Origin of the sequence: Prevotella sp. MA2016, assembly GCF_000619825.1 — a bacterium.
In the GTDB taxonomy this organism is placed as follows: Bacteria; Bacteroidota; Bacteroidia; order Bacteroidales; family Bacteroidaceae; genus Prevotella.
Window position 1 is genome coordinate 68,469 of record NZ_JHUW01000008.1, and the last position, 20,292, is coordinate 88,760.

18 protein-coding genes and 2 tRNA genes are annotated in these 20,292 nt (G+C 46.5%); 8 read left to right on the forward strand and 12 right to left on the reverse strand.

Going from position 1 to position 20,292, the window contains the following annotated elements:
- Window positions 1-4: 4 nt before the first annotated feature.
- Genes T360_RS0104585 through T360_RS0104595 form a run of 3 tightly spaced genes read right to left on the reverse strand, consistent with a single transcriptional unit; the run spans window position 5 to window position 2,096 of the window.
- Window positions 5-679, reverse strand: a complete 675-nt coding sequence (locus tag T360_RS0104585; protein ID WP_028911733.1) for an RluA family pseudouridine synthase — start codon at window positions 677-679, stop codon at window positions 5-7.
- Between the two features lie 28 nt (window positions 680-707).
- The gene (fabG, locus tag T360_RS0104590; RefSeq protein ID WP_028911734.1) at window positions 708-1,445 is read right to left on the reverse strand and encodes a 3-oxoacyl-[acyl-carrier-protein] reductase; all 738 of its coding nucleotides are present in this window, start codon (window positions 1,443-1,445) and stop codon (window positions 708-710) included.
- Window positions 1,446-1,502: 57 nt separating this feature from the next.
- Window positions 1,503-2,096 (reverse strand): TetR/AcrR family transcriptional regulator, encoded by a 594-nt coding sequence (locus T360_RS0104595; protein WP_028911735.1) that lies wholly within the window; start codon window positions 2,094-2,096, stop codon window positions 1,503-1,505.
- Between the two features lie 215 nt (window positions 2,097-2,311).
- On the opposite strand from T360_RS0104595, the gene T360_RS0104600 reads away from it, so the two are divergent.
- Window positions 2,312-2,384: transfer RNA gene (locus T360_RS0104600), tRNA-Met, on the forward strand.
- Window positions 2,385-2,582: 198 nt separating this feature from the next.
- Here the strand turns inward: T360_RS0104600 and T360_RS0104605 are convergent.
- Both T360_RS0104605 and T360_RS0104610 read right to left on the reverse strand, forming a co-directional pair.
- Window positions 2,583-3,026, reverse strand: a complete 444-nt coding sequence (locus T360_RS0104605) for a lytic transglycosylase domain-containing protein (RefSeq protein ID WP_028911736.1) — start codon at window positions 3,024-3,026, stop codon at window positions 2,583-2,585.
- Between the two features lie 238 nt (window positions 3,027-3,264).
- The gene (locus T360_RS0104610) at window positions 3,265-5,847 is read right to left on the reverse strand and encodes an endonuclease MutS2 (RefSeq protein ID WP_028911737.1); all 2,583 of its coding nucleotides are present in this window, start codon (window positions 5,845-5,847) and stop codon (window positions 3,265-3,267) included.
- Between the two features lie 132 nt (window positions 5,848-5,979).
- Here T360_RS0104610 and T360_RS0104615 point away from each other — a divergent pair.
- Both T360_RS0104615 and crcB read left to right on the forward strand, forming a co-directional pair.
- A tRNA-Ser gene (locus T360_RS0104615) sits at window positions 5,980-6,067 on the forward strand.
- A gap of 71 nt (window positions 6,068-6,138) precedes the next feature.
- Complete coding sequence (gene crcB / locus T360_RS0104620) at window positions 6,139-6,537, forward strand: fluoride efflux transporter CrcB (protein ID WP_028911738.1); 399 nt, start codon at window positions 6,139-6,141, stop codon at window positions 6,535-6,537.
- A 112-nt stretch (window positions 6,538-6,649) separates the two neighbouring features.
- Here crcB and T360_RS0104625 read toward each other — a convergent pair whose 3' ends face one another.
- A complete protein-coding gene (locus T360_RS0104625; protein WP_028911739.1) occupies window positions 6,650-9,064 on the reverse strand; it encodes a TonB-dependent receptor in 2,415 nt (804 codons plus the stop codon).
- Window positions 9,065-9,357: 293 nt separating this feature from the next.
- On the opposite strand from T360_RS0104625, the gene T360_RS0104630 reads away from it, so the two are divergent.
- A complete protein-coding gene (locus tag T360_RS0104630) occupies window positions 9,358-9,828 on the forward strand; it encodes an AraC family transcriptional regulator (RefSeq protein WP_051523369.1) in 471 nt (156 codons plus the stop codon).
- Window positions 9,829-9,831: 3 nt separating this feature from the next.
- Here T360_RS0104630 and T360_RS0104635 read toward each other — a convergent pair whose 3' ends face one another.
- A complete protein-coding gene (locus tag T360_RS0104635) occupies window positions 9,832-10,785 on the reverse strand; it encodes a hypothetical protein (protein ID WP_028911741.1) in 954 nt (317 codons plus the stop codon).
- Between the two features lie 71 nt (window positions 10,786-10,856).
- Between T360_RS0104635 and T360_RS0104640 the strand changes: the two genes are divergently transcribed.
- Genes T360_RS0104640 through T360_RS0104655 form a run of 4 tightly spaced genes read left to right on the forward strand, consistent with a single transcriptional unit; the run spans window position 10,857 to window position 14,556 of the window.
- Entirely contained in the window at window positions 10,857-11,813 is a 957-nt protein-coding gene (locus T360_RS0104640) for a methylenetetrahydrofolate reductase (RefSeq protein ID WP_028911742.1), read from the forward strand.
- A 9-nt stretch (window positions 11,814-11,822) separates the two neighbouring features.
- Window positions 11,823-12,935: a DNA polymerase III subunit delta gene (locus T360_RS0104645; protein WP_028911743.1), complete on the forward strand. Its 1,113-nt coding sequence runs from the start codon at window positions 11,823-11,825 to the stop codon at window positions 12,933-12,935.
- Between the two features lie 6 nt (window positions 12,936-12,941).
- Window positions 12,942-14,090: a regulatory iron-sulfur-containing complex subunit RicT gene (locus tag T360_RS14665; protein WP_036928879.1), complete on the forward strand. Its 1,149-nt coding sequence runs from the start codon at window positions 12,942-12,944 to the stop codon at window positions 14,088-14,090.
- A 31-nt stretch (window positions 14,091-14,121) separates the two neighbouring features.
- Window positions 14,122-14,556: a gliding motility lipoprotein GldH gene (locus T360_RS0104655; RefSeq protein ID WP_051523370.1), complete on the forward strand. Its 435-nt coding sequence runs from the start codon at window positions 14,122-14,124 to the stop codon at window positions 14,554-14,556.
- Here the strand turns inward: T360_RS0104655 and rodA are convergent.
- From rodA to T360_RS0104680, 5 genes are read right to left on the reverse strand one after another with little or no spacing between them, the layout of a single operon-like run.
- Window positions 14,542-16,017, reverse strand: coding sequence for a rod shape-determining protein RodA (gene rodA / locus T360_RS0104660; RefSeq protein ID WP_028911745.1), 1,476 nt, complete (start codon window positions 16,015-16,017; stop codon window positions 14,542-14,544). The genes T360_RS0104655 and rodA overlap by 15 nt on opposite strands.
- Window positions 15,998-17,857: a penicillin-binding protein 2 gene (gene mrdA, locus T360_RS0104665; protein WP_028911746.1), complete on the reverse strand. Its 1,860-nt coding sequence runs from the start codon at window positions 17,855-17,857 to the stop codon at window positions 15,998-16,000. The genes rodA and mrdA overlap by 20 nt, the downstream gene beginning before the upstream one ends.
- Window positions 17,854-18,354 (reverse strand): rod shape-determining protein MreD, encoded by a 501-nt coding sequence (mreD, locus tag T360_RS0104670; RefSeq protein WP_028911747.1) that lies wholly within the window; start codon window positions 18,352-18,354, stop codon window positions 17,854-17,856. The genes mrdA and mreD overlap by 4 nt, the downstream gene beginning before the upstream one ends.
- A 4-nt stretch (window positions 18,355-18,358) precedes the next feature.
- Window positions 18,359-19,228: a rod shape-determining protein MreC gene (gene mreC / locus T360_RS0104675; protein WP_028911748.1), complete on the reverse strand. Its 870-nt coding sequence runs from the start codon at window positions 19,226-19,228 to the stop codon at window positions 18,359-18,361.
- Window positions 19,229-19,247: 19 nt separating this feature from the next.
- The gene (locus tag T360_RS0104680) at window positions 19,248-20,270 is read right to left on the reverse strand and encodes a rod shape-determining protein (protein ID WP_013064665.1); all 1,023 of its coding nucleotides are present in this window, start codon (window positions 20,268-20,270) and stop codon (window positions 19,248-19,250) included.
- Between the last annotated feature and the right edge of the window lie 22 nt (window positions 20,271-20,292).

The window sequence follows — 20,292 nt, forward strand, 5'->3', positions numbered from 1 at the left end:
ACTATTATTCTTTGGGTGCAATAGCACGCCACAGTGCATCAGCAGGCAGTGGGGCTACAACACATATATTCTCTTTCGATACAGGGTGAACAAACTCCACACGACGCGACAGAAGCGAGATACTGCCATCAGGATTGCTTCGTGGGGATCCATACTTCAGATCACCCTTGATAGGACACCCCATAGCTGCCAACTGACACCTGATCTGATGGTGTCGGCCTGTCATCAACTGTATTTCCAGCAGGGTGTAATTGTCAGAACGCCCAATAGTGCGATACTTCAGTATAGCTTTCTTAGCATTGGGGCGCTCACGATCGTACGCATACGATTTATTCTGCTTCTCGTTGCGCACGAGCCAGTGTTCGAGTGTTCCTTCTGCTTGAGAGGGAGCATTTTTCACGATGGCCCAATAGGTTTTGTGCACTTGCCCTTCGGCAAACATCTTGTTGAGTCGGGGTAATGCTTTAGATGTACGGGCAAAGACTACAAGACCAGATACAGGACGGTCTAGTCGATGTACCACACCCAGGAACACAGCTCCTGGCTTGGCGTACTTCTCCTTGATATAGTCTTTCACCAAATCAGAAAGTGGGCGATCGCCAGTTTTGTCGCCCTGGACGATCTCCCCACTCTGTTTGCTAACTATGATAATATGGTTGTCTTCGTAAACTACCTCCATTATCAATCAATTGTCAATTATCAATTTCTTACATGTTCATACCACCATCAACCTGGATAACCTGTCCGCTTACATAGCTTGACATGTCAGAAGCCAGGAAGGTAGCTACATTGGCGATATCCTCTACCTGTCCACCACGGCGCAAAGGAATCTTATTACACCACTCCTTACGGATATCCTCAGGCAGGGCTGCGGTCATGGCTGTCTCAATGAAGCCTGGAGCGATGGCGTTGGCACGAATACCCTTGGGCCCCATCTCCTGAGCAATACTCTTGGCCAGAGCGATAAGACCAGCCTTAGATGCAGCATAATTGGCCTGACCAGCGTTACCATGAACACCTACTACAGATGCCATATTGATGATAGAACCACCACGCTGACGCATCATAACAGGCACACAAGCGTGAATAAAGTTGAAGGCCGACTTCAGGTTAACAGCGATAACGGCATCCCACTGCTGCTCAGTCATACGAAGCATCAGTCCGTCCTTTGTAATACCAGCATTGTTAACCAAAACATCGATGCTTCCAAATTCTTCCTTCACTGCCTTAACCACCTCTTCGGTCTGAGCAAAGTCAGCAGCGTTGCTCGCATAGCTCTTGGCCTTAACGCCCAAAGCGGCAATTTCCTTCTCAGTTTCCTCGTTGATCTCGAGGTCGGTGAATGCGATGTTACAGCCCTCAGAGGCATACTTCAGTGCGATAGCTTTTCCGATACCGCGTGCAGCACCTGTAATGAGCGCTGTCTTACCAGTTAATAATCCCATAATGTCTTCTATTATTATAATAATGTTATATTAAAATTACGTTTCAAAATACCAATCTTACTTGCGCTGTATCTTACCCAGTGCACCATAAACAACCTTAGCCACCTGTGGTTTGGTATCTTCTTCCTTCATGCCATGGGCAATACGTCCATAGATATAAGGCACTTCAAGACCTTTGATACAATAGTGGGTGATATCGGCCACAAGGTCCACATTGTCTATATCAAATTCGCCATCCTCCTTGCCTTCGGCATAAACCTTACGAAACAATTCAATCTCAGCATCATCGAAATGGCGGCGCACTTTCTCTACCATCCAAATATTGCGGAAAAACTCTGCGCGAAGGTTACCGTTGCGCACCACCGTCTCACGAATCATGCTCAGATGGGTGTAGATGAGCTCAATAATCTTATCCTGCGGACGTATCTTGCGTGCTGCTACTTCATCAAGCTTGTCACTCAATCGCTCCAACTCACATTCAATAACAGCATAATAGATTTCTTCTTTCGACTTAAAATAGGTATATAGCGTACGACGACCCTTGCCCGACTGCAAAGCAATATCGTTCATAGTCGTGTTCTCCAGTCCGTTCTTTGCGAACAACTGACGTGCTACGTCTACCAGCTTCTGTCTGGTTTTGGATATGGACATATCTATTTCCTCCTATTTATTTAAATTGCACACTAGTGTATGATGTGCAAAAGTAATCTAATAATTTGAAATACACAAGAAAAACAAGCTAAAATATTACAAAAACAACAAAAATGCAAAAAAATGAGCGAAATATTTGGTTAATTCAAAAAATAGTCGTACCTTTGCACCCGCAAAACAAGGGAGAGCCCTAGTAAACCATACTTTTTTAACATCGCGGAGTGGAGCAGTTGGTAGCTCGCCAGGCTCATAACCTGGAGGTCGCACGTTCGAATCCTGCCTCCGCAACTAAGCAAAGGTAATTCACTAAAACCCAGTGAGTTACCTTTTTTCTTTCAATATCTACATCACACAAAGTAAATACTCCAAAAGCAATCAAAATACACACAAAATAAATGATCCGATCGTCGGGGAACTATGCCCATCGACAATCGGATAATCAGACTTGCAAATAGTTGTCACTAAGCGATCCGCTGCGTTTTGGTTTTATTTCATACGGGCCAGCACTTTCTGATAGTACTTGTTTGTCGCCCTCACGCTGTACCTCATTCCTCCATTCCAAGAACGTATAGCCTTCTCGACGTTGTTCTCAGGGTTAAAGTACCGCTGGATTAAAAGGAACATCTCCTTCGATTTCTCTACACTGTATCTATCGGCCAGTGTGTAGCGCTTCTTACTGTTCTGCTTCGAGAGGATATTATTACACTCCTTCACAAGCACTGGGGTAATCTGCATCGCGCCAACCGAATTGCCACTCTGGGCATTGGGATTTCCTCCGCTTTCTACTTGAATAATCGCATCCATCACTGGATTCCAGTTGAAACTTGATGTTTTCTTGCTCTGGGTAGCTCTGCCGCCAGCCAAGGCCGTTGTACAAATCATCATCAGTACCATCAAGCTCACACTTGCTTTCTTAAAAAATTGAATCATAATCTCTATACTTTAGGCGGCAGCCCAAAGGCTAATCCGCGTATCCTTTAGATATTCTTTCATCATTAATACAAAGAAGTCGACTCACGTCGAAAATGCGTCATAATTAGCGCTTAGTTTCGCTTAACCGGTGCAAAGATACGACGAATAGAAATAATAGCCAAATAAATTTAGGATTTTTAAGTTTTATTGCGAACGTTCACGACATAGATCAAGAAGTGCAAAAAAAATGCCAAATCTACTCCAAATCAACCACTGTGATACCTGAACCACCAAACTGAACGTGCTCATCGCGATAGTTGGCTACATTAGGAATAGTAGCCAAATACTGACGGATAAGCTGGCGCAGAATGCCAGTACCAGTGCCGTGCAGGATACGCACGCGCGACACTCCCACAAGGATGGCATCATCGATGAAATAGGTGATAGCATTGATGGCCTCATCACCACGCATACCACGCACATCAATATCTTGTTTAAAGTTTAGTTTGCGATTATCAATCACATTACGGGTACCACTCGACACCATACCGTATGAACCAGTAATACTCTGATTGCGCTCCTCGGCCTTGGTAGCAGTCTGCTTTGGAGCCTCAGCATGCTCCAGGCGCTCTAAGCGCATCTTAGTTTTCATACCGCCAAACAGCACCACTGCCGATGTCCCATTGATACTCTCCACAGTACCCACCGATGTCAAGCCCTTTATGCGCACAGTATCGCCTACGGCGATTGGCTGGCTAGAGCCACTTGCCATACCAGCCCCACTAGCCATACCAGACTTCCCTGCGGCCGAGTCGGCCGCAGAACCAGCCTTGTTAGCTTTTTCCTGCTTGCGCTTTTCACGGCGCTCCTTGCGCTCTTGTATCTGGCGCATCTTCTTGGCAATAGCCTCATCAGTAGCCTTAGCATCAACCTCAGCTATCTCCTGCTTAAAGCTATCAAGCTCCTCACGAATCTTACGGGTACGTTCTTTCTCGGCCTGAGCCTCACGAATCTCGCGTATGGCGTTTTCTATCTTCTTATTGCTTTCACGCAACAACTCTTCAGCCTGCTCACGAGCCTTGCGCAGAATGGCTTTACGCTCAGCTTCTATCTCCTCAACAGCTGCCTCCAAGCGCTCGCCACTAGCCTGCAGTTTCTTTTCGTGCTGATGGATAGTCTGGCGTTTGCCCTCCCAATAGCGTTTGTCGCGCACGATGTCCTGTAGATATTTATCACTCTGTATATAGTCGCTTCCAACAATGTCGCTGGCATCTTTTATAACCACTTCAGGAATACCGGTTTTACGGGCAATCTCTATAGCAAAGCTTGAACCAGGCTGACCAATGGAAAGTTGGAACAATGCCTGCATCTCGTGGCGATCGTAAAGCATAGCGCCGTTAACCACCCCTTCGTGATCCTCGGCAAAGTGCTTCAAATTCTGATAGTGAGTGGTAATAACGCCAAAGGTACGCTTCTGCCAGAACTGCTTAAGCATAGCCTCAGCAATAGCACCGCCAATAGTAGGCTCAGTACCACTACCAAACTCGTCTATCAACAACAGTGAATGTTCGCCTGCCGACTTCATCATCTGCTTCATATTCATAAGGTGACTAGAGTAGGTAGAAAGATCATTCTCAATACTCTGCTCATCACCAATATCAATCATAATACTCTCAAAGATACCTGCAGTAGAGCGATCAGCAATAGGAACAGACAAACCACACTGCAACATATACTGCAAAAGACCTACTGTCTTGAGACACACAGATTTACCTCCTGCGTTAGGACCACTGATGATAAGCAGTCGGCCCTCATTCTTCTTAACTGGTCGTGGCGTAAGAGTAATATCGAGTGGCACCACGCCCCCACCCTTCTTAGCAAGCGAAAGCTGCAACAGGGGGTGAACAGCACGAATCCAATCAACCACAGGCTCATCCTTGACTGTTGGCTCGAAAGCATTGGTAAGTTCAGCCCACTGAGCCTTGCCCTGGATAAGATCTATCATGGCCAGCAACTGATAGGAATCGATAATCGCGCGCACATGCGGGCGTACCTCATCTGTAAATACGGTTAATATGCGGATCACCTCTCGACGCTCTTCAGCCTCAAGCAGTCTTACCTTATTATTAGCCTCTACCACTTCGGTAGGTTCAATGAACACTGTCTTACCAGTGGCACTCTCGTCGTGCACGATACCGTTAATACGTCGTTTCAGCTGTGGGGCCACGGGTATCACCAATCTTCCGTCACGCATAGCTGGCGCAGAATCCTTATCTACAAGTCCATCACGTTGTGCAGCGTGAAGAATAGTATATAATGTACGCGAGATAGAACCTTGTGTTTTTTCAAGATCGTGACGTATGCCCGCCAGAGTCATCGATGCCGAATCTTTAATCTTGCCAAATTTATCCAATATCGAATCAATGCGACGAATCATGGCTGGGAAAGTGGCCACACCCTCAGTGAGACGATAGAGAGCGGGATATTCAGGCTGCTCCTCGTCGGCTGGCTGCAAGAATCGCACAATAGCAGAGATTGTTTCCAGCGAGCGACGCAAATCCCACACCTCATTCTCTTCCAGATGAGTATTCTCCAATCGAATACGCGCTATGCTAGCGCGCACGTCAAAGAAGTACTGCATGGGAAAATTATCATGTTCTACCAACAACCTACGGAACTCACGCACCTGCGTAAGCCATTCATTAACCACAGCGGCATCAGTAGAGAATGCCATTTCATCAACTTTCTCCTGTCCTAAAGTGCTCTGGCATCGCGCCTTGAGCAGCTTCCTTATTTCATCGAATCCGAGCTTGCGCTCAAAGTTATTTGGATAAATCACGGGTGCAAAGGTAGTAAAAATCGACCAAAAACAGGCAAAATGCGAAATATTTTATAAAAAGTTGGCAAAATATTTGTTTATTCCAAAAAATATCCGTACCTTTGCACCCGCTTTCGAGAACGATCGAGCATTGGAGAGATGGTAGAGTGGTCGATTACAACGGTCTTGAAAACCGTCGTGCTGAGAGGCACCGGGGGTTCGAATCCCTCTCTCTCCGCCAAATGAGTTCAATGAGTAACATCGTTGAACTCTTTTTTTTTGCATTAAAAGGAATTAGCATTTAAGATATATATGAAAGAATTACTCTTAGTCTGCATCGGCAGCTTCTTTGGCGGTGGCGCACGCTATCTGGCATCTAAAGCTGTTCAGTCGTGGCTGACTGTTATGCCATTCACGGACACAACTCGCCTCCCTGTAGCCTTTCCTTGGGGAACAATGGCAGTCAATGTGATTGGCTGTTTTCTGATTGGAATACTGTCTGGATTATCATTAGGAGGACAGATTTTACCCAATACTAAGTTGATATTGGTTACTGGGTTTTGTGGTGGCTTTACTACGTTCTCTACTTTCATGAACGAAAATATGCTGTTAGGCCGCGACAGCGCAATGCTCTCCGCTGTGTTATACACGTTGCTCAGCCTTGCCCTGGGACTAATAGCTGTAATCATTGGTTATCAAATTGTGAAATAACACCACCATAATCATACAACAAAAGGGGCTGACATCGAGAGATGCAACCCCTTTTTATATGCTTAATTAGCTGACGTCGTTTGCTAATTAAAAAATTCCATTTCCGAAATCATTAGAAGTCGAGTCGATAGAAGATGTTTGGGAATGCGATACCGCCATCGTCTATGCGGACATCGCGAGTTCCCAGGTCGAAGCGCTGGTACTGTGGCACCTTGGCGCCCAGCACGTTCAGACCCTCGAAAGCGATGGTGTGGCTCACTTTACGCTTGTTGATCTTGTAGCTGATGGTGAGATCCACTACACCTGTGGGATCGAAGCGTTTGGTGAATTCCTCGCCTTCCTTGTAGATAGGATCATCGTCGATGATACCGGCTTCCACACGGTTGCGCATCTGATCCACATCAACTGGTGTATAGCGCAGACCGCCCTGAATGCTGTATTTGGCACTGACGTTGAACACGTTCTTACCAATCATCCACTCCTTACCGGCCAGGATCTTGAACATGAAACCACGGTCGTACAGCTGGTTGCGCCATACCTTATCCTGTCCGCGATATTCTGCCTTATAGAGCGAGAAGTTGGTCTGTCCGAAGAATCCATGCGACATGTAGTGCTCCAAGGTGATGTCACCGCCATAGTTGCGGGTATTGCCCTTGTTCACCAGTGGCTCGTCGGTATAGTTGTAGTAGCGGTTTGTCACACAATAGGTGCTGCCGTTGATGCCCACTGGCGTGTCGAATCCGTACTCGTAGAAGGCATTCACGCGCAGTGTCAGGTTGCTGTTGAACTTATGCATGTAGGTGGCATGCAGGTGGTGAGCCTTGGTCAGTCCCAGGTCCTTGTTGACCAGACGGTCGTTGCCGTCGCGATAGAAGTAGGCGTCGAGCTTCTCAATCATTGAGTGCAGACCGTAACCCATCGAGAAGCTGTTCTTCTCGTTAGGCTCCCACTTGAAGCTCACGCGTGGCTCAATCGAGAGGTCCTTCGAGAGCAGGAAGTAGTTGCCTGAAACGCCTGCTGAGAGACTGAAGTTCTCGCTCACTCTGATGATGTTATGCCAGAACAGGTTGGCCAGTCCGGTGTCGTCCTTCATCTTGGTATATTCTGTCATGGGGTTCACCGTGTCGTAGAGCTTGTCGTGCGAACGGTAGTAGAGGTTGAAGAAGCGGTGCGAGTATTCACCACCGAACTGTGTGAGCCACTTGCTGGTGACCTGCTTCGAAAACTCAGTGTTGAACACCAGTCGGTCTTCGTTCATCTGCTGCTGGCTGAAGGGGTACATCTTGCTCTTTGGGTTGTTGGGATCCTCATATGCCAATGGCTGCTTGATGGCACCATTTTCATTGCGTGCAAATCCATAGTAGTGCATGTTGCTCTTCAGGTGCTGCATATTGTAGGCCACAGTGGTGCGCCAGGTCCACTTGTTGTCGAAGTGGATTTTGTGAGATGCACCAGCCAGAATCTGTGTCAGTTTGCTGTCATTATTCGAAGCGTCGTAAACCGAATGCGCATCTTCAATCTTCAATGGGTCGTCGTGGTTAGTATCAAACAGACCTACACCGAAAATAGAGAACGTACCAGCACGCTTGGTGGGGAAGTTCAGCTTCACTGAGAAGTCTTGGAAGCCCAAGTGCGAACCCTCAGTGTCAACCAGTCCCAGTTTATCTACCAGTGATGTGAAACCATAGCGGTAGTTGATGATGTAACTACTGTTGTTCTTGCGCGAGATAGGACCTTCGAGTGTCAACTCCTCTGATACGGTACCGATCTGCAGGATGTTCTCGTGCTTGGAGTTGTTTCCCGAGCGCATCTTCACGTCGAACACACCACTCAGGGCGTTGTTGTAGTTGGCGTTGAAGGTCGAAGTAAAGAAGTCGCTGTTGGCAATCACGTTCGAGTTCAGACCGCTCACCAGTCCGTAACCGGCATTCCACATGTCGTTAAAGTGGTTAGGTGTAAACACCTCGACCCCCTCGATACGGTACTGCATGCGCTCAGGGGCATTACCGTGGATCGACAGTCCGCTACCACCAGCATCACCCGATACACCAGCAAACGACATCACCAGTCGGGCAGGGTCGTTGTAACCACCGGCGAATCGGCTGGCCTCTTCCATCGAGAGCATCACACCACCGGTGAGTACCGATGGGTTCACGGTGGCCTCCTTGTTCACACGTGGACGAACCACCACCTCTTTCAGTTCGGTGCTGTTCTCGCGCAGTGCTATCTCCAGCACCACTTCCTTGGCTCCCGAAATCATGATTTCCTTCATGATACTGGGCTCGTAACCGATATAGTTGGTTTCGATGGTGTAACGTCCGCCCTTGCTGATCTTGATGGTAAAGTTACCATCCATGTCGGCCACAGCGGCGGCATTCTCCAGTTCTACGATTTTTACGGTAGCACCAATCAGTGGCTCACCAGTAACAGCATCTTTCACAGTTCCACGTAGGGACTCAGCCTCTACATTCACAACGCCGCAAATTGTAAAGATGGCGGCCATCATCCATAATTTCATTCTTTCCATACTAAGATTAAATTGTTTTAGATAGCTGCAAAATTAAGTATTTTTTTCAAAACATACACAATAATCCCAATTATTTTCGCGACGTCTTGATATTTTTAACTATTTTAACTATTATAGGCTTAAAAATAAAAATATCTAACCGCAGAACAACGCGAAACGATAACACTTACATGTACAGAACTTTTTCGCTCAAAACGTGCAGCAATTAGATTATTTTTTGTACCTTTGCATCCGTTTTGCCCCAAAAGGGCATTTTTTGACATCATACTAAAAGTAAAAGGATTGTTTAAAACATGGGAATTGGAAAATATCAAATTACTGAACTAAAGAAGTTTAAAGCCGACTACCGCAACATTATTGGCGATGCTCGCAAGGATGAACTTAGAGACAAGATTACAGAGATTGTAATTATCAACAAAAAGTATCTGGATAAGAAATTCACAGCCTCACGGCTGGCATCAGAGATTGGTACCAATAGTCGTTACATTTCGGCTGTTATGGCCGACCGTTTCCACACTAATTTTAACGGACTGGTAAATATGTATCGCATCAACGAAGCCATGAACCTACTGGCTCAAGAGAAATATCGTGAAAAATCCATCGAAGAGATTGGCGAAATGGTAGGATTTGCCACCCGTCAGGCCTTCTATGCCTCATTTTTCCGTTTTCAGAACACTACCCCACGAGAATACCGTCTTACACATTTGCCGCCAACAAAAAAGAGACGCAAAAGTAAAAAGAAAGACGAGAGTAAAACAGAATAAAGACTAAGCGTGGCGCTTACGATATTCGTATAATTCAAGTGAGTTAACGATGTTCTGCCACAGCACATAACAGCCTGCACCTACCGAGGCTACAGGGTTTAGGTAGGTGTAGGCTACCCAAATAGAAAGAGCTGTATTTTTTTGGAACGAAGCCTGACCACCATCTATCTCATCATTCAAATGACGACCTATCGACCTGCCAATAAGGAAAAGCACAAAACACAAAATGAGTGACATTACAGCAATCATCAGCAATGTGCGCAGGGCTACATCGCTGTGCACTATATTGCGAACTGTGACACCCGAGGTGACTGCCAACTGAGCCGACCAAAGGTAAAACGACAGGTCGGGTATCGACACAATCCAAGCGCACAACCGCTTGGCATAGTGCTGAACGAGCCAACCTAGCACCAATGGCAGCACCAACACTAATGCCAACTTCTGCAGGATGACAAAGAATACAGGCCAGAAACCAGTGCTTACACCACGTTCTAACAGAGGAAAAGCAACTGGAATCATCAGCGCCGAGGCAAAAGCCGACATCACCACATAGGCCGTCATCGTATTAATATTTCCACCAATTTTTGCCGTTACCACTGGCGCTGCAGTGGCGCAAGGACCTATCACGCATGTCAAGACACTCTCCCATAGCAATTTCTGCTCAGGATCGGCCTCCACCTGAAAGATAATCCAAATATTAAGTGCCACCAGCAACAACTGCACAACCAATATGCCCACATGCCAACGATGTGGCCGCATCTGATGAAAATCGATTCGACAGTAAGTAGAGAACAACGTAGAGAACACCATCATCGGAAAAATAGCATCCACAATGCGCCCCAATGTATCGCCCGCAGCATCAAGTTGAGGCACCAGATAAAACAAAAAATATACGATTATTCCAGTGGCTATAGCCACAGGAAGAGTCCAGTCTTTAACGAATTGTTTGATTTTCATAGTGCAAAAGTACAAAAAAAATCGCCAATGTGGCACAAATAGCTTTTTTTTTACTATCTTTGCAGCCAATTATGAGTGTTACGAAGTTTATAGAACAAGATAAGGAGGCGCGTCGATTCTCCATCGAGGTACTGCCACCCCTCAAGGGTAATGGCACTACCAAGCTCTTTGCCGACATCGACAAGATGTGCGACTTCGACCCAGCCTATATCAACATTACCACCCACCACTCCGAGTTCGTATATCGCGAACTGGACAATGGGCAGTTTGAGCGTCATCGCGTGCGCAGGCGCCCAGGCACAGTAGCCATAGCCGCAGCCATACAGCAGCGATACCATATCCCCGTGCAGCCACATGTCATCTGCAGTGGTGCTACCATCGAGGATATCGAGTATGAGCTGCTCGACCTGCAATTCCTCGGCATCAACGACCTGCTGCTACTGCGCGGCGACAAGGCCAAGGAAGACAGCAGATTCGTACCCACACAGGGTGGACACGCTCACACCACCGACCTCATGGCGCAGGTAAAGCGATTCAACGAAGGTTTCTTTGCCGATGGCACCCCCATCAAGAATCCAGGAAGGCCTTTCGACTACGGTGTGGCTTGCTACCCCGAGAAACATGAGGAGGCGCCCAACTTAGAGATGGATATGCAGTATCTGAAGCAGAAGCAGGACCTTGGTGCCCAATATGCTGTGACACAGCTCTTTTTCGACAATCAGAAATACTACGATTTTGTGGGCAAAGCCCGACAGATGGGCATCACTATACCCATCATACCAGGCATCAAGCCTATGGCGAAACTCTCACAACTCACTGTAGTGCCCAAGACTTTCCACTGCGATATTCCAGAACCACTGGCTCACGAGGTGGTAAAATGCCACACAGATGAAGATGCCAAGCAGCTTGGTATCGAGTGGACCGTAGAGCAGTGCCGCGACCTATATGCACATGGCGTGCGCAACATCCACTTTTACACCGTTTCGGCTGTGGACAGCGTAACCCAAATTGCAAAACGCCTACTATAACGACACATTATGGACTGGAGCAAGGTTATAGGACAAAAAGAGGCAGAAGAACGATTGCTACAACTCGTAAACGAGGGGCGACTGCCACACGCACTCATGCTGTGTGGACCACAGGGTGCAGGAAAGCTTCCACTTGCAGTGGCATTTGCATGTCATCTGCTCGACAATGGTACACCGCAAGCCAAAGCCATGCTGGCCAAGCTGGAGCACCCCGACCTGCACTTTACCTACCCTACTATCAAACTGCCTTCAATGAGTTCTGAGCACAAACCCGTAAGCGATGATTTCGCCAAGGAATGGCACACCCTCGTTATGAAGACGCTCTATTTCACAATGGAAGAGTGGATGGCAGCTATGGGGGCTGAAAACCAACAGGCCATCATCACTGCAGGTGAAAGCGATGAACTGGTACGTAAACTCAGTCTCAAGTCAAGCCAGGGTGGCTACAAGATCAGCATCATATGGCTGCCAGAACGCATGAACATAGAGTGCGCCAATAAGCTTTTAAAGCTCATTGAGGAACCACCATACCAAACAATATTCATCATGGTGTGCGAAGAACCAGACAAGTTACTAGAAACCATTCGCAGTCGTGTGCAACGCATCGACATCAAAAAGATAGACAACGCTGATATAGAGCACTCGCTCGTTGAGCAACGTGGTATAGGCTCTGATGATGCGCACCGCATAGCCCGACTGGCCAATGGCAACTGGATAAAAGCACTCGATGAACTGCAGGTGGACTCGGAAAACGAGATGTTTCTCGACATGTACATCATGCTTATGCGTCTGGCCTACCAGCGCAAGATTAAAGACCTCAGGAAGTGGAGCGAGCAGATGGCAGGATTAGGGCGCGAAAAGCAAAAGCGTTTTCTCACCTACTTTTTGCGAATGACACGTGAGAGTTTTATGTATAACTTTCAGAACGAGGAGCTGGTGTATATGACACAGCGAGAAGAAGACTTTGCTAAGAACTTTGCAAGATTCGTGAACGAGAATAACATCCTGCCCATCAACGAGCTGGTCAATCTTGCTATTCGCGATATTGGCCAGAATGCCAACGGAAAGATAGTATTTTTCGACCTGGCTCTGCAAATGATTGTTTTGCTACTACAAAAGTGATAATATATGGAAAATAAAAAAGAACATACAGTACATGTAGGTTGCGACCGAGGCCTGTGCCATCAGGCCGTAGGACGACAGGACAAACAGCTGAACACCTACGATTGGTTGGCCGATGTGCCAGGCAATGCCAGCACAACCGACTTAGTCGAGGTGCAGTTTAAGCATACCCGCAAGGGATACTATCACAATGTGAACAACCTCGACCTCAAGAAAGGTGACATTGTAGCCGTAGAAGCTAGTCCAGGACACGACATTGGCGTGGTAACACTGACCGGACGACTGGTTAAACTGCAACTCAAGAAAGTGAATATCAAGAGTCCCGACGATATTAAGCGCGTGTACCGCATAGCCCGTGAAAACGACATACAGAAGTGGAACGAGTCGAAAGAACGCGAGCACTCAACCATGATTGAAAGCCGAAAGATAGCTAAAGGATTGGGGCTTGACATGAAGATAGGAGATGTAGAGTATCAAGGTGACGGCAACAAGGCTATCTTCTACTACATTGCCGATGAACGTGTGGACTTCCGTCAGCTTATCAAAGACTTAGCACAAGCTTTCCACGTGCGTATTGAAATGAAACAAATTGGTGCACGACAGGAGGCCGGACGCATCGGTGGTACAGGTCCATGCGGACGAGAGTTATGCTGCGCCACCTGGATGAAAAACTTCTCAAGCGTAAGTACCAATGCAGCCCGATTCCAGGATATTTCGCTTAACCCGCAGAAACTGGCTGGCATGTGTGCAAAACTGAAGTGCTGTCTAAACTATGAGGTAGATGACTACGTAGAAGCAGGAAAGCAGCTTCCACCAAAGGAGGTATTGCTACAGACTCAAGACGGCGATTATCACTTGTTCAAGAACGATATACTGGCAGGTCTTTGCACTTACAGCACCGACAAAAATATTGCTGCCAACTGCGAAACCATCACAGCTGAGCGTGCCAAGGAAATCATCGAGATGAACAGACGCGGCGAGAAACCAGTATCGCTCACCCACGACGACAGCAAGAAGCCTGAAACCAAGGTACACATCGACTTGGCAGGAGGCGACATTAGCCGCTTTGACAAAGCTAAGAAAAAGAAGAAAAAGAAAAACAAGAACAACAACCGACAGCCCAACGACAAGAAGGAGCATAAGGATGCGCAATAGATTATTTGATAAATGCATATTATTGACCTTGTTGGCAGGTTGCCTATTCATAGGTGCCTGTCAACAAGGCTCAATTATTTATACCCATTACGAACATGTAAACAATGACGGTTGGGAGCGTAATGACACCATACACTTTATCATACCACCAATAAAAGAGGCTGGCACTTATAGCCAGCAACTCATGCTACGCACCAACAACGAATTGCCATTCTTAGGCATCAGTGTAATTGTAGAACAAGACATTTACCCAATGCAGCGCAAACTACGCAAACGAGTTGACTGCACTTTGGTAGAGAAAAACGGACATATAAAGGGTAACGGCATCAGTTGCTATCAATACAAATTCAATATCGACAGCATCACTCTCAACGAGGGCGACTCACTACACATGTACGTAATGCATTACATGAAACAGGAAAACCTGCCCGGCGTGAGCGACGTGGGCATATTAATTACGAAGTAAGTTTCGACCTGCATCAATGCGCAGAAAAATAAAAAGCAATAATGTAAAGCCCCATAGCGACGAGCCACCATAGCTAAAGAACGGCAACGGAATACCGATAACAGGCGTAAGTCCCAATACCATGCCTACATTGATAAACACATGAAACAGGAACACACTCACCACACAATAACCGTACACTCGCCCAAACCTATGCACCTGGCGTTCGGCCAAGTGTATAAGACGCCATATCAAAGCTAGAAAAAGCAGCAGTACACCTGCAGAACCAACAAAGCCTTCCTCCTCGCCAACTGTGCAGAAGATGAAGTCAGTATCCTGTTCGGGCACATATTTCAACTTTGTCTGGGTTCCATTCAGAAAGCCCTTACCACGCAATCCACCTGAACCAATTGCTATCTCACTCTGATGCACATTGTAGCCAGCACCCTTCAGGTCTTCTTCCAAACCCAACAGCACATTGATACGTACACGCTGGTGAGGCTCAAGCACGTGATTAAGTGCATAGTCGGCTACATTATAGAAAAGCAGCGAGCCAACAGCAAATGTAAATATCCATAGATAGCTGCGCAGACGAGTTATCAGAAAACGGTATAACAGATAAAGTATCATAATACCGCAAAGAAGCATCTCAACCAGATTCAGATCAAAGGGAATAATCCACAGGCTAAATACGACTGCAGTCAGCGTAGCGCCAAGTCCAACCAATCCCATACGAATAGCATCACGCTTATCGCTACAATACACATAAACCAGTCCCACTGAGAAAAGTTGTATCATGAGCAACACCGCAAACTTTCCCACCGAAGTTGGTGTGTACGCCATCATCGTATCAGCAAAACGTATGCCTACCACGAAATAAATAACCATCGCCACGCCAGTAAACAAGATGCTACCAGGCATCCCCTCGCGATAAAGCATAAGAAAGAGTGATAAATATACCAAAGCTGAACCAGTTTCGCGCTGCAGCACAATAAACAGCATCGGAACGAAAATGACAGCCAAAGCAGTTGCAAAATCTTTCCACTTGGCAATATTAAAACCATAGGTATTCATAAGTTTTGCCAAAGCTAACGCCGTTGCAAATTTGGCAAACTCTGCCGGTTGCAAGCGTATCGGTCCTAGTACAAGCCACGATCGGGAGCCCTTAATACTATGCGGATTAAAGATAGTACCGAATAATAGCAGTAACATCAATCCAAAGATAATGTAGGCAAACATATCAAGGTAGCGGTCATCAAGCATCAGGATAACGAATCCCAACACAATAGAGGTGCCAATCCACACTATCTGCATGCCCGAACGAGTGCTCAAGCTGAACAAGTCGGTTTCGCCATAACTATAGCTAGCCCCACACACGCTCACCCAACCAAAAGTGAGCAGAGCTATGTAGATAATAATCGTCCAATAATCGAGCGAACGTATTACTCCCTTTTCATGTCTATTACCTATCGCCTGCACCATAAGCTATTCTACGTTCCTGAATGCTACGAGCTTTGGCCTCGCTAGCTTCAGATAATTTGCCTTTCAAATATTTCTCCATTATCAAGCCACCGATGGGCACTCCATAAGTAGCTCCCCATCCACCGTTCTCAACATAAACGGCAACAGCAATCTTAGGGTTCTCCATCGGAGCAAAGCCCATGAACACCGAGTGGTCATGACCTCTGTTCTGAGCCGTTCCGGTTTTACCACAAGCATTAAAGTCATACTTGCTCAACTCCTTACATGTACCACCAAGCACCGACGAACGCATGCCTTGCACCACATAATCGTAAGCCTCACGACTGGCTTTAGTATAGTGCTTACGGGTATAGAGAGTGTCGAGTGGATCTCCCTGCACTTGTTTCACTACATGTGGAACCAAGTAGTAGCCACGATTGGCTATTGTAGCGCCCAAATTGGCTATCTGCAGTGGTGTGGCGTTTACCTCACCCTGACCAATGGCAATAGAAATGACAGTAAGACCATTCCACGATCCCTTATAGGCCTTGTCGTAAAACATAGCATTAGGAATCAACCCACGTTTCTCACCAGGAAGATCAATGCCCAGACGATAACCAAATCCCATCGACACCATATAGTCGCGCCATATATTCATGGCATTCTGTACCGAACCATATTTTGAGGCATTAGTGTTTATCATGTGATAGAGACCCCAGCAGAAGTAACCATTGCATGAAGTACTGAGCGCAGGAACAAGAGGCAGAGGGGCTGCATGACCATGACAACCTACATGCAGACCTTTAAAATTAAAACCGTGTGAACAGGGATACAAAGTATGAGAATTGATGATGCCTTCTGTCATGAATGTCAACCCCTGCGTAGTCTTAAACGTAGAGCCTGGAGGATACTGTCCCATGATAGCACGGTTAAGCAACGGTTTCCACACATCTTGCGACAAGGCACGATGGTTCTTACTACGCAGACGTCCCACCATCTGGCGCGGATCATAAGTAGGAGACGACACCATACACAGCACTTCACCAGTGGCAGGTTCGATGGCTACTATAGCACCAATTTTTCCTTCCATAAGCCTCTCTCCCAAAGCCTGAAGTTCTGCGTCGATACCTAACGTAAGGTTCTTACCAGGTATGGCACGCTGATCGAGAGCACCATTCTGGTAGCGCCCCTGAATACGGCCGTGAGCATCACGTAATAGAATCTGAATACCCTTCTGACCACGCAGTTGCTGCTCATAAGAGCGCTCTATTCCGAGTTTACCAATATAGTCGCCTGGCTGGTAATATTCGTCCTCTTCAATGTCGGCTGGCGATACCTCAGCCACATCACCCAACACATGAGCACCTATATTATAGGTATATTGGCGCACACTACGTTTCTGGATGTAGAAACCAGGGAAACGGTACATCTTCTCTTGGAACACACTAAAATCCTTGTCGCTGAGCTGACTCATGAACAATTGCTCAGTGAATCGTGAATAACCAGGATTTTTGCTACGATCTTTCATCGTAGCCATGCGATGCTCAAATTCCTCCTTCGTGATGCCGATAGCTTGACAGAATTCAAGGGTATCTAGTCGTCCCTTAGCTTCGTTCATCACCACCATGATATCATAGCTGGGTTGATTATAAACCAGCAACTTACCTTTGCGATCTAGAATGGCACCACGTGAGGGATATTCTATTTTCTTAAGAAAAGCATTAGAATCGGCACTCTTCTTATAGTCGTCGCTTGTTATCTGAAGCATAAACAAACGAATGATATAGATGAACACAATCAATGCGGCCACCCCAGCAATCACGTATTTGCGGTATTCAAGATCGAAGTCGTTCTGCTTCACCTGCTTCTAACACTTTCTACAGACAATATCAAAACCATTGTAAGCAGAGCGCTCACAAAAGAACGCGCCAACCACAACAGCACATCGAAAAGATTAAATGTCTCAAGGGCAAAGAACACCAAACAGTACAACAGCGTAAGCAGACTGCTCATGGTGGCAAACCTGCTAAAGCCCAATGCCTTAGTAGATGCAGCCAAATCATCGGCTGAATCACGCGGTGCAATAAGATCTACGAGATAGGTCTGCACCAAAGCAACCAAGGTCATCACACTAGCGGCTAAACCTGGCGTGCTAGAGAATACATCAATAAACAGTCCCAACATGAAACTCGACACCAGCGCCAGCCATTTGGGAAAGTTGCGACGAAAACTGATGGCATAATAAACATAGAGCAACGGTGTGCCCACACCAAACAGATGGACATGATTAAGAATAAGCACTTGAGCCGCAAACAGGGCCAAGAACATCACCAAACGGTTTATCAATTCTATCTTCATACTGCTACTGTCGCTGTTTGAAACTAATAGAGTCACGTGCTGCCTGCATCAGTGCTGCACGTTCGGCAATACTCTTATCACTGATAACAACCACGTCGCGAAGATTGCCAAAATCAGTACTCAGGCGCACCTTCAACTTGTACGACAATCCATCGCTCGAGTTATAAACCTGCTCAATCTTACCAACTTGCACACCTGAAGGAAAGATAGATGAGAAACCACTCGTTATCATCCATTCACCAAGATTAAACTTGGCATGACGAGGCACATCTTCCACATAAGCCACAGAGGGATCACCACCATACCAATGCAGATAGCCAAAATATCCACGGTTGCGTATACTGCAACTGATACGCGAAGAAGCAGCATTTAAGACCGAAATAACCACCGAATAGTGGTCGCTCACCAAATAAACCACTCCCACAATACCATTACCACAGGCCACGCCCATGTCGGGTTCTACACCATCCTTACGCCCTTTATCAATGGTTATCAAATTCTCAGGCTTGTGTATTGAGTTTTCGACGACCTTGGCAGGAATAAGCTGATAGTGACTCAGAAAATTGAGTTCAGCTCGCTCTGCAGCTGTAGTATCCTTGGTTGCCTCAGCATACAAACGCCGCAATTGGTCAAGCTGGCGTTCCTGATAAATATTTCGAAGAGTGAGTTCTTCGTTCATCTTAGCCATCGACATATAACTGGCAATGTTACTTTCAATCTCGTACACCTTACCTGCTACAGCATTGGCACTTGAGAACCACACACTATTCTGATAACTGTTGAACTTAAACAACAGAACAACACTGACTACTTCCAACAATGCGAAAACTAGCCAGTGATGATATTTGTAAAGGAAATCCAGCAGATTGCGCATCGGCTCGCTCCCCTATGATTTATCTCATCAAGAAATTGAATCGATCGATATTCTTCAGTGCGATACCAGCTCCCTTAGCCACACTATGCAAGGGATCTTCGGGCACGTGGAAAGGAATATGCATCTTATCAGTAAGACGACGATCGAGTCCTCTCAGCAGTGCACCACCACCTGAAAGATAAATACCATTCTTTACGATATCAGCATAAAGCTCTGGTGGAGTATTCTCAAGTGCAGAGAGCACAGCATTCTCAATCTTAGCCACAGTCTTATCAAGACAGTGAGCAATCTCCTGATAGCAAACAGGCACCTCCATAGGAAGAGCGGTGATACGGTTAGGTCCGTGAACAATGAAATCCTCAGGAGCTTCGTCACCCAAATCGGTAAGAGCCGAACCTACGTTAATCTTAATACGCTCAGCCATACGCTCACTCACCTTCACATTATGCTGACGATACATGTATTCCTGAATATCGGCCGTCAAGTCGTCACCAGCGGTACGAATCGAGTTATTGGATACGATACCACCCAAAGAGATAACAGCTATCTCGGTAGAACCACCACCAATATCAACAATCATATTACCCTCTGGGGCCTCTACATCAATGCCAATACCGATAGCAGCAGCCATAGGCTCAAAAATAAGATATACATCACGACCATCGGCATGCTCAGCAGAGTCGCGCACAGCACGAAGTTCAACCTCAGTAGAACCAGAAGGCACACCAATAACCATTCTCAGTGAGGGAGAGAACAGACGACTGCCAGTATGCACCATTTTAATCAGGCCACGCATCATCTGCTCGCAAGCAGAGAAGTCTGCAATCACGCCGTCGCGTAATGGACGGATGGTACGGATATTCTCATGAGTTTTCTCATACATCATCTTCGCCTCGTTACCAACAGCGATCATCTTGTCGGTACGGCGGTCAAGAGCAACAACCGATGGTTCATCGACCACAATCTTATCATCACTGATGATAATCGTATTGGCCGTACCAAGGTCCATTGCTATTTCCTGTACGAAACTAAAAAAGCCCATATCTTAATTCTTCAAAATTTCA